The following is a 17,760-nucleotide window of genomic DNA, read 5'->3' as shown; positions in this document are numbered from 1 at the left end:
GCCTTCTTTTTATTCTGAAAAACCGATACGCAATAAAAAGCGTAAGTTTTTCAGTGCCCTCAAATAAAGGAGGTATCTTTTTGTCTATATAAGAAAAAACATAATTAAACCTAGATTATTCACCAACCAACACGAAATCCCACTGAAAAGCTGACTTATCGGCTTTTCAATGGGATTCTCTTTTTCACTTAAAAGATGAAAAAAGAATCCTTTTCTGTTAAGGTTATTGCGACTTACAAATACCAAAGAAAGGATTCTTATGATGACAACTTTAACGCAAAAACCTTTACATTTCAATCGTTCTATTAAATTATCCAATGATGGAGGTGCACTTTCTTCTGACACAGGTGAATTGATCTTCCGTGAGTTTGATGAAAAAATCGGCTTTTCTCAAACTATTGCCAAGCATCTTTGTTTGAAGGATACACGCACGTATTGTATTCATGAAAACGAACAACTTCTTCGTCAAAAAATCTATCAGCTCATCGCCGGCTATCACGAGGACGATGCAGCGGACCGTTTGACACATGATCCGGTTTTTACACAAATTCTTGGTACCCCTGCACTCGCTTCTCAACCGTCGTTATCTCGATTTTTTAAGCGCTTTGACACGCAAGCACTGGACCAACTTCAAGAGGCAAATCAGAAGTTACTTGATCGGGTTCATCATGCCCGACAATCCAAGACACTGATTTTTGATTTAGATTCAACACATGCCGATACATACGGAAATCAAGAAAATTCGTCCTACAACGCGCATTATCGCACAATGGGCTTCCATCCACTTGTCGCATTTGATGGGCTAACCGGCGATTTCTTGAAAGCTCAATTGCGCCCGGGGAGCGTTTATACTTCCAATGGTGTAGTGGATTTTATGCGCCCACTCATCGAACACTATAACGAAGTTTTTCCTGAAAAGTCTTATCTTGTCCGTGGGGACAGTGGCTTTGCGGTGCCTGAGCTATATGAATTGTGCGAAAAGGAATCGGTATACTATATCATTCGTTTAAAAGCGAACGCCAAGTTAAAAGCACTTGCGGAAGAACTGCATCCAATACATGAAATTCGTGATGTGTCCGTGACAGAAAGCTATGTGGAAGAATCTATTTATCAAGCATCGTCTTGGTCAAAGCCTCGTCGTATTGTTATTCAATCGACCCGCCCAGCAGGTGAACTATTCTTTTTACATGCTTTTTTTGTGACGAGTCTCGGTGAAAGCTTTTCGCCTCAAGCGATTGTCACGTCCTATCAACAGCGAGGCACAATGGAAAATTTCATCAAAGAAGCAAAAGATGGCTTTGGCTTGGATCAGATGAAAAGCCATCATTTCCTCGTCAATGAAGCTCGGATGATGTTAAGTCTGCTTGCCTATAACTTCACAAACTGGCTACGTACACTAAGTTTTCCAGCTGCCTATAAAAGCATTCAAATTCAGACGATTCGCACACGTTTGATTAAAGTAGCGAGTAAATTGGTGAGATCCGGACGCTCACTGTATTTCAAAATGTCCTCGAGCTTTGTTTATGAACGCTTCTTTTGGGACGTACTGACTCGGGTGCAGCAGCTAAAATTCAACTAAATAGCCTTTTTAAAAAATCGAACCCGTACCAAGGGAGGAGTCTGTCTAAAAATCAGTTTTCTCCTAAGACTCGTTTCAAACCTTCTCTAACTAGGCTATTTTCTTGGTACAAATTTACCTTAGCATTACTAATCTAATGAAATCCTTAAAAATTTTAGATTGCGGTGAATAATTCAGGTTAAAAAATCTTTCGTTGCTGGCGATCTTCTTTAATAATTTCAACTGCTTCTCTAAAACGTTGAGAGTGTACGATTTCGCGTTCTCTTAGAAAACGGAGACTATCATTTAAATCAGGATCATCACTCATATTGATGATCCATTGGTATGTCGCTCTTGCTTTCTCCTCGGCTGCTATATCTTCATAAAGATCAGCAATTGGATCACCTTTTGCTTGAATATAAGCGGCAGTCCAAGGGTTGCCGGAAGCATCATGATAGAATAGCGCATGGTCATGATTAACATAGTGGTCACCTATACCGGCTGCCTTTAGTTGTTCGGGTGTAGCATCTTTTGTTAATTTATATATCATGGTAGCGATCATTTCTAAATGAGCAAATTCTTCTGTACCTATGTCTGTTAATAATCCAATAACGCGATCAGGTATAGAGTACCGCTGATTTAAGTATCTTAATGCTGCTGCAAGTTCTCCATCAGCACCTCCATATTGTTCAATTAAAAATTTGGCAAGCATTGGATTGCAAGTACTTACTTTTACGGGGTATTGTAATTTTTTTTCATATAACCACATAAGATTCCATTCTCCTTTATCGCAAAATTAAATTTTTGACATCATACTTGCCAAGGCCAAGGGGCAGAATCCCAATCCCATGGCGAACCAGATGGGCTGTTTCCATATTGCAATAAAGGACCATAGTTACTTTCATATAATTTTTTGAACTTTTCACGTTCTTTCACATAATGATTAAATTGATTAATGGCATCTTGATCATAATGGTGGGTATCTAAGTATAAGGTGAGTTCAACTAGTACAAAATCGATTGCTTGGAGTTGTTCTAATAATTGATAGTATTCCGGTGGAAGCTGCTTCATTCAATATCACTCCCTTAGCTCTTTTTTTCGTTAGGACCGTAGTAAGGATCGTAAAATGTTTTCCATAAGGTTCCTGCTTTTAATGCTTCCATTGGACTAAACTGAGGAAGATGTGGTGGCTGAAAACCTAAGTATAAATTCGGCGGGGTTGAATATACTTTTGTTTTTATTGGTGGACAAGGATCAAATGGGCTGATATAAGGGTGATATTCTTTGTAGAATGACGGCATAGAATTCCCTCCTTTTCTGGGGTTTACTATACATCCTATGATAAAATTTTTATTTCCATGCTTGCTTTTAAAAAAGCTTCAACTACCCTTGTTGTTTTAGTAAAAAACATTTAAAAGGTAAAAAAAGCGGGCAACTTTATATTTTGCCGATAAATATTCAGCAATCGTAATAAAAGAACTTAAACAGTGGTATATAAAGGGGAGAAGATTTTTCTTAAAAATGGTAATTCATGTAGAAGGTGTATTAAAATATAAGAATCATTCAATGAAAAAAGAGGAATTTTAGGGGGACTTTATGATATTCTTACTTGTTACTTTCATTTTACTTGTTTTTTTAGGGGTGGCTTTATTAATATATATGAGAAAAATTGCAAATGAGAATAATGTAAAATATGAGATTTTTTATTTTCCAAACTTTCCATCTTCAATCCGAGAAATTACCCTTTTCTTTATTTCAGATATTCATCGAAGAACTGTTGATGATACCATCATTGATGAAGCAATCAATGTTGCGGAGATTGTCATAATAGGTGGAGATCTTTTAGAAAAGGGTGTAAAGTTGGAAAAAACCCGGGAGAATCTACGGAAGTTAAAAAAAATTGGTCCTGTTTATTTTGTTTGGGGGAATAATGATTACGAAATTGAACGAGATGTTTTAGAAACTTTATTGAAAGAAGAGGACATTATCTTATTGGATAATAAAGCAGTTTCTTTCCGATCAGATAAAGGAGAAAGTTGGTCCTTAATTGGGATTGAAGATTATTCTTTAGAGCATGATGATTTAGAAAAAGCGTTAGAGCAAACAAATGCCAATGATTTTAAACTCTTAGTGAGCCATAATCCGAAAATAATAGAAAAAATGAATGAGGTAGAACAGATTCCCCTCATATTAAGCGGGCATACTCATGGAGGGCAAATACGAATATTTGGTTTCGGACCATATGAATTAGGTGGAGCAAAAGTAATTGAAAATACGACTGTATTTGTTAGTAATGGGTATGGAACAACTAGTATTCCGTTAAGATTAGGAGCAAAGCCAGAAACACATATTATAAGTATTAAACATAAACAAAATGATGAATGAATTAAGATGTTTGTAGTAAGTACAATCAACCGTTCTTAGCGAAATATTGGCTTTTCAAGCAAAGCCTGAACCACTTTGGAATATTACTCACCGATTACTCCTTCCTTTCATAAACTGCAGTAAGAGTTTTTTCAAGGAGCAGGCAGGAGGCGTAGTCATGCGTTTGGAGAGATTAAATAGCAACAGAATTAAAATCCATCTGACCACCGATGATTTGTATGAACGTGGATTGACAAAGGAAGATATATGGAAAGACTCGATAAAGTGGCAGTATTTTTTTCATGAAATGCTTGAAGAAGCCAATGATTTATTTGACATGGAGATACACGGATCGGTAGCTGTTGAGATATTTTCAATGAAAGCTCAAGGCATGGTTATGATTTTAACAATAAGTGAAAGTGAATTGGATACGGAAGAATTATTATCTGAAGGTTTCTTAGAGATGCAAGTAACAGTAGAAGAAACAGTGGATATATTATATGAGTTTAAGGATATAGAAGATGTAATAAATGCCGCAAAGCAGTTAGTGCAAAATGCCTTTTATGGCGGTTCTTTATATCATTTTAATGGAATGTATTATTTATGCTTTGTTGATATTTCTTCGTTTAAAGAGGAACAAATTATTGCCATCCTAAGCGAGTATGGAGAAGTAAGTTTAAAGAGCATATACATCATTGAAGAATATGGAAATATAATAAAAAAAGAGAATGCATTGGAGACATTGGTGCATTATTTTTAATCCTCCATAAAGTAGATAGAATGATTCCATTTTTTTGAAGTTGTTCTCGGAGACACGAGATATGGAAACTTCAGCAGTTTATTGGAATTGTCTATCTTTTTTATGTGTTTAAAAGAACTTTAATACATAAAAATTTAAAACTTGATGATTGGTAAAACTTGTTGAAAGTGTTAAAATGAAATAGGGAAGATACATAAGATTATTCCCCTTCTTTCATCTTTTTTGTTTAGCAACAATTATTTTTATCGTATAAGGAAATAAGTTTTAGAGACTAATGAATTGATGATAATTAAATGAGGGTGAGGTAGGACAAAGAATCGTTTAATTGAATATACTGATATTAAAGTAAGGAATAAAAAACAGTTATCCACAGTGAAAAAATGATATTTGTAGACCTGCCGTAACGAATAATCGTAAGATGATAGTGAAACTAACAAGTTCCTGAATAATTATGTTATTTCAATTGTATAATTTTGCTTGCATCTTGCAGGTAAAGGTGTATACTATGCTTTGAATTAGCTATAAAACCTAAAATTATGTTTTCCATTTATCCCACTCTTAACGGACAGTAAGACTCCCTCCTCAAGTTTATGAGAATACGAGGAAGAGAGGTGGGAGATCAACTGTCCGTAAAGGTCCGATTGGTTCAACTAATCATCAGTGGGGGAAGAAGGAAAACCCCAACTGATAGAAGTTTCACTTTATTAAAAATGCTAAATAATTATTCTTATAAAGAAGAACTACGGTTTATAAATTAGTAGTTTTTTAGGAGGATTTATTAATGGTAGCCAAAAAATCTAATGAGAAGAATCATGTAGAAGAGCAACACGATGTTTTGAAATCAACACAAACAGTAATTCATAAGGCTTTAAACAAACTTGGTTATTCAGATGAAGTTTATGAATTATTAAAAGAGCCGATTCGAATGATGACAGTTAAAATTCCTGTGAGAATGGATGATGGAACTGTAAAAATCTTCACAGGCTACCGTGCTCAACATAATGATGCAGTTGGTCCAACAAAGGGTGGTATTCGTTTTCATCCTAATGTTACCGAAACAGAAGTGAAAGCACTCTCTATCTGGATGAGTTTAAAATGTGGCATTGTCGACCTTCCTTATGGTGGCGGAAAAGGAGGAATTATTTGTGATCCTCGTGATATGTCTTTTAGAGAATTAGAAAGATTAAGTAGAGGCTATGTACGAGCAATTAGTCAGATCGTTGGCCCAACAAAAGATATTCCTGCTCCAGATGTTTTTACTAATTCGCAGATAATGGCATGGATGATGGACGAGTATAGCCGAATTGATGAATTTAACTCTCCAGGTTTTATAACAGGTAAGCCACTTGTATTAGGTGGTTCACAAGGACGAGAAACAGCTACTGCAAAAGGTGTAACCATTTGTATTCGCGAAGCAGCAAAAAGAAGAGGCATTTCCATTGAAGGAGCACGAGTAGTTGTCCAAGGATTTGGAAATGCAGGGAGTTTTCTAGCAAAATTCATGTATGATGCGGGTGCAAAGATAATTGGAATTTCTGATGCGTATGGAGCATTGCATGATCCTGAAGGGTTAGATATAGATTATTTATTGGATAGAAGAGACAGCTTTGGTACTGTTACAAACTTATTTAACAATACCATTTCGAATAAAGAATTATTAGAATTAGATTGCGATATCTTGGTTCCAGCAGCAATTGAAAACCAAATAACAGAACAAAATGCGCCGAATATTAAAGCAAGCATTGTTGTGGAAGCTGCTAATGGACCGACAACATTAGAAGCTACTCGTATTTTAACAGAAAGAGGAATTTTATTAGTTCCAGATGTATTAGCTTCAGCTGGCGGGGTAACTGTTTCTTATTTCGAATGGGTTCAAAATAATCAAGGATACTACTGGACAGAAGAAGAAGTGGAAGAAAGATTAGAAAAAGTAATGAGCAAATCATTTAAAAATATTTATGATACTGCTGAAATACGTCGTGTCGATATGAGACTAGCAGCATATATGGTGGGAGTTAGAAAAATGGCGGAAGCATCTAGATTCCGCGGTTGGATATAAATTTGACTAAACCTATTGCTGATTTTATAAAAAGAGGCTGGGACATAAGTATTCCAGTCATAGATAAAACCGAACAACTATCAAATAATCCTAAATGATTGTTCGGGTTTTATTAGTTTTATAAAAGGCTGTTTCAGTACAGTTAGTGTTAATATCCGCAGCCTGAATACACTTCGCTTTCCATGGGGCGAGCGCCGAGCCGCTTCGGCCTCTGGCCTGCAGGGTCTCGGACTTTCTCGCAGCTCCCATAGGAGTCTACGTGTATTCAGGCTGCTCCATATTTCCTACTAATTCATTTTTTCTAAAAAAACAATATTTTTTAGGGAATTGCCTTTAAAAACAGAGTGGAATGGAGCGGAAGACACTCGACTCCTGCGGGAAGTAGAGCAAAACCTAAGACCCCACAGGCTTTAGCCGAGGAGGCTTAGGTTGCTCCCCGCGGAAAGCGAGTTTCTGTAGCGCAATGGAACGAATTAGTTTTTACACTTGACTATATTTAAAAACATAAATAACCATTGTATAAAAGGAACCTTTATTTAAGAGATAAATTAGAGATTGTTCGTCTTTACAGATTGGCTATCTAGTTTTGTCCCAGCCTCTTTTTTATTTTGGAGCTTTTTGGGGAAAACGTTAATCTTATTTATCCCACTCTTAACGGACAGTAAGACTCCCCCCCTCAAGCATATGAGAATACAAGGAAGATAGGTGGGAGATCAACTGTCCGTAAAGGTCCGATTGGTTCAACTAACCATCAGTGGAGGATGAAGGAAAACCCCCACTGATGGAAGTTTCACTTTATCATTTTGTTAAAGGTTTAAAGGGGAAGTAATCCCGTTTTTTGTAAAAGGTTAGGAGTGAACGGTTTTGAAAAGAGAACAAGCAATTATCATTGGTGCAGGTCCATGCGGTCTTGCAGCAGCGATCGCTTTAAAGGAAATAAATATAAATCCACTAATTATTGAAAAAGGAAATGTCGTAAATGCGATACATGGTTATCCTACACATCAGACATTTTTCAGTACAAGTGAAAAATTAGAAATTGGCGATGTCGCTTTCTTAACAGAACAATATAAGCCTAATCGCAATCAAGCGCTCGTTTATTATCGAGAAGTAGTAAAAAGAAAAGAACTTCGTATAAATGCATATGAAGAAGTAATAGAAGTACAAAAAACAGAGGAACAGGATTTTATTGTAAAAACGAAAAAGTCCGAATACTTAGCTCCATATATTATTGTTGCAACTGGTTATTATGATCATCCGAACTATATGAATATTCCGGGCGAAGAATCGGCTAAGGTAATGCATTATTTTAAAGAAGCACATCCTTATTTTAACCATGATGTAACAGTAATCGGCGGGAAAAATTCAAGCGTGGATGCTGCGATTGAACTTGTGAAAGCCGGAGCAAGAGTAACGGTTTTATACAGGGGCAGCGAATATTCTTCTAGTATCAAGCCTTGGATTTTACCAGAATTTGAGTCCTTAGTGCGAAAAGGAACTATTAAAATGGAATTCCAAGCAAGTGTTGTAGAAATAAAAGAAACCTCTCTTTTATATGAAGTAAATGGAAAGCTTCATGAAATTAAAAATGATTTTGTGTTTGCGATGACAGGATATCATCCTGATCACGAATTTCTGAAAAAAATGGGAGTGGAAATCGAAAAGGAAACGGGGAGACCTGTGTTTGATCCAGAAACAATGGAAACAAATGTGAATGGTATATTTATTGCTGGGGTAATTGCAGCAGGAAATAACGCAAATGAAATCTTTATTGAAAATGGAAGGTTTCATGGTGTGCAAATTGCGAATGCTATTCTAGAAAAAACTAGATAGTCGAACACTCAGAAACAGGGGAAAAGGGGAAATGAAATGTTGGCGATTTTTTCAGCCGGAATAGCACCTGGTTTAGCATTGTTAAGCTATTTCTATTTAAAAGACCAATACGATTCCGAGCCAATATCGCTTGTCATGCGGTCTTTTATAACAGGTGCACTTCTTGTTTTTCCAATCATGTTTATTCAATACGTTTTTCAAGCAGAGAATGTCATTCCAGAAGGGATTTGGAGTGCTCTACTTACAACCAGTTTATTAGAAGAATTTTTTAAATGGTTTATTCTTTTTTATACGGCAGTAAAGCATGCTGATTTTGATGAGCCTTATGATGGAATAGTATATGGCGTTGCAGTGTCATTAGGGTTTGCAACCATGGAAAATATTCTATATTTAGTGGCAAATGGACTGGAGTATGCGATTGGAAGAGCTTTGCTTCCTGTATCAAGTCATGCCCTTTTTGGGGTTATAATGGGTTATTATTTTGGAAAGGGTAAATTTATTGTGCCTAGAGGGAAATGGCTTGTTTATTCCCTGCTTGTTCCTTTTCTGCTTCACGCTGTGTATGATTATATTGTATCTTTAGAGAAAAATTGGCTGATCTTGATTACCCCATTTATGTTTTATTTATGGTGGTTAGGCCTTAGAAAAGTAAAAAGCGCAAGAGAACTAAGTAATGAACCTATTCAAAAAATGACAGGAACTTAACGTTAAAAAGGCTAAAGGGTAATATTTACCATCTGGTAAAAGGAAGTTTCACAATCCTCTTTGGAATAGGATTGTGAAGCATATAGTATGTAAGAAAGTAGAGTGGAGTACATCCCTCTACTTTTTTTTTTGTATAAAAAACCAATTGCTACAAAAAATACAGTTAATGTTAATAGTAATTAGTTATGGGGGTAATAAGCATGAATAAAAAGTTTTTACTCACAAAAATAGCGATCATCTTTTTTGTTATGACAGGATTACTAGCTGTTCCTTTACATGAACAAAAAGTACATGCTTTTTCCGATCAAGTTATTCAGCATGGAGCAGTAGGGGATGACGTTATTGAATTACAAGCTAGACTACAATATGTAGGATTTTATAATGGGAAAATTGATGGTGTATTTGGTTGGCAAACCTATTGGGCATTAAGGCACTTTCAATATGAATTTGGATTGCCGATTGATGGTTTAGCTGGCGCGAAAACGAAAGAAAAGTTAGCTCGCGCAACTAAATACAATGAGCAATTTGTAAAAGAACAAATAAATCGTGGGAAAAAGTTCTCCCATTATGGAGGGGTTGATTTAAATAAACAAAAGACTCCTTCTCCTAAAAAAGGAACAACACAAAATCAAGCAAAAAAACAAACGAATAACAAAGTAAAAAAACCAAATACTACTGCGCAAAAAAAGAAAAATCAAAATGGTGCTGCACAAAAGCAAACAAATAATGCAGCAAAACCAAAAAACGCAACAGAAAACAAATCTGGTCAGACAGGAACAAATAATAATAACACTCCTGCACCGCAAAATACTGCCAATACGAATGGCGGCGAAAACACAACTGGGAAAAAAGTAACTGCAGCAAATGTTCCGAATGGGTTCTCGCAAAATGATATTCAATTGATGGCAAATGCAGTATATGGTGAAGCAAGAGGAGAGCCATATGTAGGTCAAGTAGCTGTTGCAGCAGTTATTCTCAACCGAGTTAACAGTCCAACATTTCCAAATACGGTTTCAGGGGTTATTTTTGAACCACGCGCATTCACTGCTGTTGCTGACGGACAAATTTGGTTAACTCCAAATGAAAGGGCAAAAGAAGCAGTATTAGATGCTATTAATGGATGGGATCCTACTGGACATGCTTTGTATTATTTTAATCCGGATACCGCAACAAGCGGATGGATTTGGGGTCGACCACAAATTAAACAAATAGGTAAGCATATATTCTGTAAATAGTGGGGTGAGACGATGTTAAGAGGAATATTAATAGGAGTATTAACACTCGGGATCGCAGGGGTAGCCTTTTGGGGCTATCAGGAGCACAAAGAGAAAAATGCAGTTTTATTAAACGCAGAGAATAACTATCAAAGGGCTTTCCATGATTTAACGTATCAAGTAGATTTGCTACATGATCAGATTGGTACAACTTTAGCAATGAATTCACAGGAATCCCTATCTCCTGCGTTGGCAGAAGTATGGCGAATTACTTCAGAAGCACATTCAGATGTAGGTCAACTACCATTGACACTGCTCCCGTTTAATAAAACAGAGGAATTTTTAGCGAACATTGGTGATTTTAGTTATCGGACAGCGGTGAGAGACTTAAATAAAGAGCCATTATCGGAAGATGAGTATAAAACGTTAAAGAAATTGTACAAAGAAGCTGCAGATATCCAAGACGAATTACGCAATGTTCAGCATTTAGTGCTGGAAAACAATCTCCGTTGGATGGATGTTGAAATGGCATTGGCAACAGATAAGCAATTAGATAATACCATTATTGACGGTTTGAAAACAGTGGAAGATAAAGTAAAAGGATATCAGGAAACGAGCTTTGGCGTTACAAGTGTAAATATGGAAAAGAAAGATGAGAACTTCAAAAACTTAAAAGGAAAGACAATATCAGAAAAAGAAGCAGAAGAAATTGCGAAAGAATTTGCGGAATTTAAAAATCCAGTTGAAGTGAAAATCACGGAAAATGGAAAAGGATCAAATTATGGCTTTTATAGTGTTACATTAAAAGAAGAGGGAACAGATGTAGAAGCAAGCATGGATATCACCAAAAAAGGAGGATATCCTATCTGGTCCATCGTATCCCGAGAAGTAAAAGAAGATAAGATAAGCCTTAATGAAGCGAATAATCAAGCAGTTAAGTTTTTAAAAGATCATGATTTTAAAAACTTAGCACTATTTGAGAGTATGCAATATGAAAATATGGGTGTGTTTAATTTTGTTACCGAGATTGATGGAGTAAAAATTTATCCAGATAGTATTAAAATGAAAGTGGCCCTAGATAATGGAAATGTTATTGGGTTTGCTGCAGAAGATTACTTGATGGCAAATACAGAAAGAGAAATCAAAGATCCAGCGATTTCTAAAGAGGAAGCATTAAAGAAAATCAACAAACAGGTAGATATTATGGATGATGGTTTAGCAATAATCCTAAATGATCTGAATGAAGAAGTTTTATGTTATGAATTTATTGGAACATTAGGGGAAGATACCTATCGGATTTATATTAATGCCGATAATGGAATCGAGGAAAAGGTAGAGAAATTAAAGAATGCTGAACCAGTTTATGAAGAAGTAGTTTAAAGAAAAAATAGCTGTCGACATACTCTAATACGAGAATGTTGGCAGTTTTTTTATCCTTCAAATCAAGTGGAAAGACCTGCATGGATAGAAGTTATACTTTCTGAATGGGTAGTATTGCCAAATATAAAACATTCATGCAATAATGATACTTAAATATAGGTATTTTGTTATAGGTATAAAAATAATGAGTCTTAATGACTATTATTAAGATATCGGTTTATCAAGTGATTGTGATAATTTACTCATTTCTTAAAGAGGAGTGAGACTCAACCGCAAGCTGAGGAGAATCGAATCGAGGAAGCTAGCTCCCGTAAACGTCCGATAAACGCAATTAGCCAGCAGGGAAGGGGAAGGAAAAAGCCCACTGATGGAAGTTGTATTTATATAAACATAAATACATTATGGATAAAAAATCTTAAGGTATTCATACCGTTAAAAAGAAAGTGTGAGAAAAAGTGATTTTTATTGGAGATACATTAATTATTGAACCGATTCATGGGGAATCAAACGGTGACCAATATAAAAGTCGTGTATTAGGAATAGCAGAAAAATCGATATACATAGAGTATCCTATTCATCTTGTAACAAATAAACTACTTTTTCTTATGAATGGTGCTCAATTGAGGGTTAATTTTGTGACAAGTGAAGGGATTGCTTATTTATTTCATTCCGAAGTGATTGGAAGGAAAAAGGATAATAATGTACCAATGCTTATTCTTTCATTGCCTGCAGAAAATCAAATGGTTAAAATTCAGCGTAGACAATTTGTAAGAATTGAAACGAGTGTTGATATCGCAATCCATCCATATGAGAAGGACGGTCAATTTGAACCATTTACAACCGTTTCTTTAGATTTTAGTGCTGGTGGGGCTGCTGTTATTGTGCCTAAGCATATAAGATTACAGGAAAATAGTAAATTAAAAGTTTCATTAGTTCTGCCTTTACAAAATGGAGAGTATAATTATTTGCATTTGATGGCAGAAAGCAAAAAAATCTTTGATTATAATGAACATAGCAATAAAATGACGATTGAATTTTTAGAAGTTGATCCTGCGGATCGCCAATCAATGTTAAGGTTTAGCTTTGACCGTCAACTTTCCTTGAAAAAGAAAGGGATTGAAATCTGAATAAAGGCTTATGAATACTCCGATACTAGTCATATAAACTAAAAACGAAAAAGCAAAATAGCTAAGTTTTTAAGTATATGAAAGCTTTTTGGAAAGCAAAAAGGAGTTGCGTAAAGTGAAAACGGTGGAAAGAATTATAATGAAGATTATCATGTTTCAAATCGTTTTTTTTATAGTTGGTCAAATGCTTCATCAGTGGGATTTTATCCCGGAAATAAGAACAATCACTCAATATGAAGGTGTTATGGATTCTAATTTTATTTCCTTTCTCGAGACATTCGGAAGATAATAGCGATGTTTATTTTTTGTTGTCATATAGAAGAGATACATAAAAGAGATGATATTTTTAATAAAAAAGTCTAGAGATTATGGTAAAATAAAAGATAAGTAAGCCATTTAAAAATAAGGGCTAGGCTTGTACTCCACATTAAAAATCATGTTTGGATGTAAAAATGCTACAAGCATAATAATTGCCTACTATACTTTAGGAGGCATTAATAGTGTAGAGTGAATATTATAAGAGAATTGGTATAATTGAGCCAGTAGTTCAGGAGGAATTATGGAAAAGAAAATTAGCATTGCAATAGATGGACCAGCAGCAGCAGGGAAAAGTACTGTTGCAAAGATTGTTGCCGAACAATTAGGATACATTTATATTGATACAGGAGCGATGTATAGGGCTTTAACCTATAAAGCAATAAACCATAACTTAAATTTAGAAGATGAAAAAAGTTTAATAAATATGTTAAATGAAACAGTTATTGAATTGTTCCCAGGTGAACAAGGTCAATTAATTTTTCTAGATAACAAAGATGTTACAAAGGAAGTTCGTTCAAGTGAAGTGACGAACTCGGTTTCTATCGTTTCCAAGCATAAACTTGTTAGGGAAGAAATGGTAAGAAGACAACAAATGTTTGCAGTAAACGGTGGTGTGGTAATGGATGGTAGGGATATTGGTACCCATGTGATTCCAGCCGCTGAAGTAAAAATATTTCTTTTAGCTTCTGTAGATGAAAGAGCAATTAGAAGACATAAAGAGAATGTACTAAAAGGTTATGAATCCGATTTAGAACAATTGAAACAAGAAATTGCTGCCCGGGATAAATTAGATTCAGAGCGTGAAATTGCTCCGTTAAAGAAGGCGGATGATGCAATTGAAATGGATACGACTTCACTATCTATAAATGATGTAGTTGAAAAAATCATGGAGCTAACACGAGAAAAAATTAGTAATTGATCTTTAACATATGCAAGCTTCAGGTAATCTTATAAACTAGTCTAGTAGTTCTTACTTGACAAAAAAACAAGTTTGTAAGAACTTTAAAGAGAAGGATTATAAAAATCGTATGCATGATTAATTTATTTTAAGCTGCATGTTCATTTTCGAAAGAGAGTGCATGCAGCATAGAGTCGAAGGAGGAGTACATATGTCTGAGGAATTAAATGATGTAGTTGTAAATAATTATACTGTTGGAGACGTAGTAAATGGTCAGATCACGAAGGTGGAAGAAAAACAGGTAATTGTTGCAATTACGGACAGTAAACTCGATGGGATTATACCAATAAGTGAATTATCTAGCTTGCACATTGAAAAGGCAAGTGATGTTGTTTCAGAAGGGGATCAGCTTGAATTAGAAGTGATAAAAGTAGAAGAAGATGCTCTTGTTTTATCCAAAAGAAAAGTTGATGCAGAAAAAGCTTGGGATCAACTTGAAGAGAAATTTAAAGCAGGCGAAGTTTTTGAAGCAGAAGTAAAAGACGTTGTAAAAGGCGGACTTGTTGTTGATCTTGGTGTAAGAGGCTTTGTACCTGCCTCCTTAGTAGAAGCTCATTATGTAGAAGATTTTTCTGATTACAAGGGTAAAACAATTTCTTTTAAAATTGTGGAATTGGAGAAAGATAAAAGTCGTCTTATTTTATCCCATCGTGCCGTTGTAGAGGAAGAGAAAAGCAAACAAAAGCAAAATCTCCTAGACTCAATAGAAGTTGGACAAACCCTAACAGGAACTGTTCAAAGAATCACGGATTTTGGTGCATTTGTTGATTTAGGGGGCATTGATGGATTAGTCCATATTTCTCAATTGTCATATGATCACATTTCTAGTCCAACAGATGTCGTTCAAGAAGGGCAAGAAGTAAAAGTAAAGGTGTTAAGTGTAGACCGTAATAATGATCGCATATCTTTATCTATTAAAGAAACACAACCTGGACCTTGGGCGAACATTGCAGAACGTGCAGAAAAAGGTAGTGTACTAGATGGAACAGTCAAACGTATTGTTTCCTATGGTGCGTTTGTTGAAGTGTTCCCAGGTGTCGAAGGACTTGTTCATATATCCCAAATTGCACATAAGCATATTGGAACACCTCATGAAGTGTTGAAAGAGGGGCAAGAAGTCCAAGTAAAAGTATTAGATGTAAATGAAGCGGAACAGCGTCTTTCTTTAAGCATTAAAGAACTAACAGAAAAAGAAGTAGACGAGGAAGAAGTTTATGAGCTTCCAGAAGAGTCAAAAGGATTCCAATTAGGTGATATGATTGGGGAACAATTGAAGAAATTGAAAAACTAATCATTTCTTTCTCTTATACAAAAGAAATTTGTAGGGGTGGCCATTGAGGTCACCCTTATTGTGTGTTTTCTACTTATTATCGTTTAATAATCTGCCTTCTTCTGGACTTTGTAATCTAGTTGCGCCATTGTAATGAAGTGCTTGATCACGGTCTGATTCAACTCTGTTGCTTTTTTTTAATTTTTTTTCCTGTCTATCCTTACCCATAAAAAAACTCCTCCTACCAATAATAAATTTGAAACGTTCGACTTCCTTTACAGAAGTTTAATTTTATTATTCTACATCGTGCAGAAAACTACTTAATGAAAAAAATTCCTACATAAAAATACAAATACAGTTCCATTTGTTACTTCTATCTTTTTCGTTTAAATTACATACTTCCGAGACATAATGGAAAAATAGGAGAGTGAGAATGATGGCAGGATCAATTTTTTTATTTTGTACCTGGTTTCTTTGGATATTTACGACTTTTTTTATGGATAAAAGGAACCAAAAGCGAACGGAATATTCCATTTATTTATTATTAGCGATTGTTTTATGTGGGTTGAATTGGGAGTGGCAACATGTGCGTTTTTCGATTTTACCCCTAGTTGTATTGGTCATTTCATTTTTTTATACAAGTCGTCTACACTGGAAAAAATCTATGTACTGTATAGTTTCGTCTTTTTTTGTGATGTTAGCTTATATTACATATGAGCTAATGGCGATTATTGATCCGATATGGGTATTTATCCCGGGCGTATGGCTTAAGGCAAGTATATTATTTATACTAGTCATCCTTTTACATAGAAATATCGTTTGTCAAATCCTTATTCTGTCAATCGGAAGTATGATGGGGGATATAGTATTAAGTTTTGTTTTAAGGAGCTATCAGATGAATTATTCGATTGGCTCTATGCATTTTTTTGATTCTTTTATGCTTGGTATGCTGGGAATGATATCTCTTTTTTATCTAAAAATGACGCTTGCAAGATGGGAACAGTATGTATTTATGCTTGAAAAGGAGAGAAAAAATAACGTATGAGTAATTTCGCTTATCCAATTCTATTTGGGGTAATTGTCGGGACACTATTAAGGATATATATGCTTCGAACTGATTATAGACAATATCCTACTTATTTACATGGGAAAATAATTCACATTGCCTTAGGCTTTATCGCTGCTGGTTTAGGTTCAGTAGCTATTCCATCTATTTTAAACAAAGACTTTACGGCAGTAACATTCTTAACTGTTGCTGCTTCCCAATTTCGTGAAGTTAGGAACATGGAAAGAAATACACTTACTGAATTAGATAGTTTTGAGATGGTTCCAAGAGGAAAAACATATATTGAAGGAATAGCCATTGCTTTTGAAAGTCGAAATTATTTAGTGATGTTTGCAGGTCTGGTCAGTACATTTGGCTATATTGCTTTCAACATCTGGACAGGAATCCTCGCAGCTATTTTCTCGGCAGTGGTAGCAAAAAAACTAATGTCTGGTGGACATTTAAAAGATATAGTAGATATTCAATATGTACAACCAACGTTTGCGGGTGCTGGTTTACATGTTGATACAATTTATATCATGAACATTGGTTTACCGGAGCGACAGAAGGAAGTATTAAAATATGGAATGGGGTTTATTTTAACCCCTAAGAATTTTAATGCAAGAACGACTATTGCAAACTTAGGCCAAAGACAAGCTATTCTTTATGATGTTACTACAGCACTAGGCGTTTACCGCGACTCAGGAACACCTGCGTTAGTGCCGCTAGCTAAAAGAGATCTGGAAGATGGGAGAGTAGCAATTTTCGTATTACCACAAATACAAAATGAAAAGAAAGCCATTCGAATTATCGGTGCAGTCCCAACATTAGAAAATGCTATTCGAATGCCAAGTAAGCGTGAAGAAAGAGAGGAAGAGTTAGAATGAATGTAGAAAAATACATTTTAGCCTCCATAACTACGAATCCTAATAAAGTTGCACCAGGCAGTGGTGTGTTTTATTGTGAAGATACAAAGGAACTGGAAACAATAGCGACTAATTTAGAAGCTATACTAGATGGGATTGCGCATAAAATCAGTGAAGAAGTCTTTATAATTGTTAAGCATTAATATCGAAACAACGCTATATAAATGATTGTTATGGAAAGAAATGCAGTTTTATGTTGCTAGGATAACTTCTCTTTGATAAAATGTTTTAGTTAGGGGTCTA

The 17,760-nt window shown here is 35.3% G+C and carries 19 protein-coding genes; 15 read left to right on the top strand and 4 right to left on the bottom strand.

Annotated features, from left to right (window positions below; all coding sequences use genetic code 11):
• Positions 1-262 precede the first annotated feature (262 nt).
• Positions 263-1,579 (top strand): IS1380 family transposase, encoded by a 1,317-nt coding sequence (locus tag NKG37_RS22400; RefSeq protein WP_254416399.1) that lies wholly within the window; start codon positions 263-265, stop codon positions 1,577-1,579.
• Positions 1,580-1,757: 178 nt separating this feature from the next.
• Here NKG37_RS22400 and NKG37_RS22395 read toward each other — a convergent pair whose 3' ends face one another.
• The 3 genes from NKG37_RS22395 to NKG37_RS22385 are packed head-to-tail and all read right to left on the bottom strand — an operon-like array spanning position 1,758 to position 2,859.
• Positions 1,758-2,327, bottom strand: a complete 570-nt coding sequence (locus NKG37_RS22395) for a manganese catalase family protein (protein ID WP_016203150.1) — start codon at positions 2,325-2,327, stop codon at positions 1,758-1,760.
• Between the two features lie 41 nt (positions 2,328-2,368).
• Positions 2,369-2,629, bottom strand: coding sequence for a spore coat protein CotJB (locus NKG37_RS22390; RefSeq protein WP_016203149.1), 261 nt, complete (start codon positions 2,627-2,629; stop codon positions 2,369-2,371).
• A 14-nt stretch (positions 2,630-2,643) separates the two neighbouring features.
• The gene (locus tag NKG37_RS22385) at positions 2,644-2,859 is read right to left on the bottom strand and encodes a spore coat associated protein CotJA (RefSeq protein WP_016203148.1); all 216 of its coding nucleotides are present in this window, start codon (positions 2,857-2,859) and stop codon (positions 2,644-2,646) included.
• Positions 2,860-3,154: 295 nt separating this feature from the next.
• On the opposite strand from NKG37_RS22385, the gene NKG37_RS22380 reads away from it, so the two are divergent.
• The 11 genes from NKG37_RS22380 (at position 3,155) to rpsA (ending at position 15,567) form a co-directional block, all read left to right on the top strand.
• Complete coding sequence (locus tag NKG37_RS22380) at positions 3,155-3,943, top strand: metallophosphoesterase (RefSeq protein WP_254415354.1); 789 nt, start codon at positions 3,155-3,157, stop codon at positions 3,941-3,943.
• A gap of 157 nt (positions 3,944-4,100) precedes the next feature.
• Positions 4,101-4,682, top strand: a complete 582-nt coding sequence (locus NKG37_RS22375) for an adaptor protein MecA (protein WP_169188786.1) — start codon at positions 4,101-4,103, stop codon at positions 4,680-4,682.
• 781 nt (positions 4,683-5,463) lie between these two features.
• Entirely contained in the window at positions 5,464-6,741 is a 1,278-nt protein-coding gene (locus NKG37_RS22370) for a Glu/Leu/Phe/Val family dehydrogenase (RefSeq protein WP_254415353.1), read from the top strand.
• Positions 6,742-7,605: 864 nt separating this feature from the next.
• Positions 7,606-8,574 carry a YpdA family putative bacillithiol disulfide reductase gene (locus NKG37_RS22365; protein ID WP_016203143.1) on the top strand — a complete coding sequence of 323 codons (969 nt, stop codon included), beginning with the start codon at positions 7,606-7,608 and terminating at the stop codon, positions 8,572-8,574.
• A 36-nt stretch (positions 8,575-8,610) separates the two neighbouring features.
• Positions 8,611-9,279: a glutamic-type intramembrane protease PrsW gene (gene prsW / locus NKG37_RS22360; RefSeq protein WP_016203142.1), complete on the top strand. Its 669-nt coding sequence runs from the start codon at positions 8,611-8,613 to the stop codon at positions 9,277-9,279.
• 248 nt (positions 9,280-9,527) lie between these two features.
• Positions 9,528-10,514, top strand: a complete 987-nt coding sequence (sleB, locus tag NKG37_RS22355; protein WP_169189694.1) for a spore cortex-lytic enzyme — start codon at positions 9,528-9,530, stop codon at positions 10,512-10,514.
• 12 nt (positions 10,515-10,526) lie between these two features.
• Positions 10,527-11,873 (top strand): germination protein YpeB, encoded by a 1,347-nt coding sequence (ypeB, locus tag NKG37_RS22350; RefSeq protein ID WP_169188784.1) that lies wholly within the window; start codon positions 10,527-10,529, stop codon positions 11,871-11,873.
• 455 nt (positions 11,874-12,328) lie between these two features.
• Entirely contained in the window at positions 12,329-13,000 is a 672-nt protein-coding gene (locus NKG37_RS22345; protein ID WP_169188783.1) for a flagellar brake protein, read from the top strand.
• Positions 13,001-13,115: 115 nt separating this feature from the next.
• Positions 13,116-13,289: a DUF5359 family protein gene (locus NKG37_RS22340; protein WP_169188782.1), complete on the top strand. Its 174-nt coding sequence runs from the start codon at positions 13,116-13,118 to the stop codon at positions 13,287-13,289.
• 270 nt (positions 13,290-13,559) lie between these two features.
• On the top strand, positions 13,560-14,237 hold the full coding sequence (cmk, locus tag NKG37_RS22335) for a (d)CMP kinase (RefSeq protein WP_169188781.1): 678 nt from the start codon (positions 13,560-13,562) through the stop codon (positions 14,235-14,237).
• Between the two features lie 190 nt (positions 14,238-14,427).
• Complete coding sequence (gene rpsA, locus NKG37_RS22330; RefSeq protein WP_016203025.1) at positions 14,428-15,567, top strand: 30S ribosomal protein S1; 1,140 nt, start codon at positions 14,428-14,430, stop codon at positions 15,565-15,567.
• A 69-nt stretch (positions 15,568-15,636) separates the two neighbouring features.
• Here rpsA and NKG37_RS22325 read toward each other — a convergent pair whose 3' ends face one another.
• Entirely contained in the window at positions 15,637-15,774 is a 138-nt protein-coding gene (locus tag NKG37_RS22325) for a YpzI family protein (RefSeq protein ID WP_016203026.1), read from the bottom strand.
• 268 nt (positions 15,775-16,042) lie between these two features.
• On the opposite strand from NKG37_RS22325, the gene NKG37_RS22320 reads away from it, so the two are divergent.
• From NKG37_RS22320 to NKG37_RS22310, 3 genes are read left to right on the top strand one after another with little or no spacing between them, the layout of a single operon-like run.
• The gene (locus NKG37_RS22320; protein WP_254415352.1) at positions 16,043-16,591 is read left to right on the top strand and encodes a YphA family membrane protein; all 549 of its coding nucleotides are present in this window, start codon (positions 16,043-16,045) and stop codon (positions 16,589-16,591) included.
• A complete protein-coding gene (locus NKG37_RS22315) occupies positions 16,588-17,478 on the top strand; it encodes a YIEGIA family protein (RefSeq protein WP_169188779.1) in 891 nt (296 codons plus the stop codon). Before NKG37_RS22320 ends, NKG37_RS22315 begins: the two co-directional genes overlap by 4 nt.
• The gene (locus NKG37_RS22310) at positions 17,475-17,660 is read left to right on the top strand and encodes a capping complex subunit for YIEGIA (protein WP_016203029.1); all 186 of its coding nucleotides are present in this window, start codon (positions 17,475-17,477) and stop codon (positions 17,658-17,660) included. Before NKG37_RS22315 ends, NKG37_RS22310 begins: the two co-directional genes overlap by 4 nt.
• The last annotated feature ends 100 nt before the right edge of the window (positions 17,661-17,760 follow it).

It is taken from the genome of Niallia sp. RD1 (genome assembly GCF_024219955.1).
GTDB lineage: Bacteria > Bacillota > Bacilli > Bacillales > Cytobacillaceae > Niallia > Niallia alba.
The sequence above is the reverse complement of the archived record's forward strand: the minus strand, read 5'-3'. Positions and strand labels throughout refer to the sequence as shown.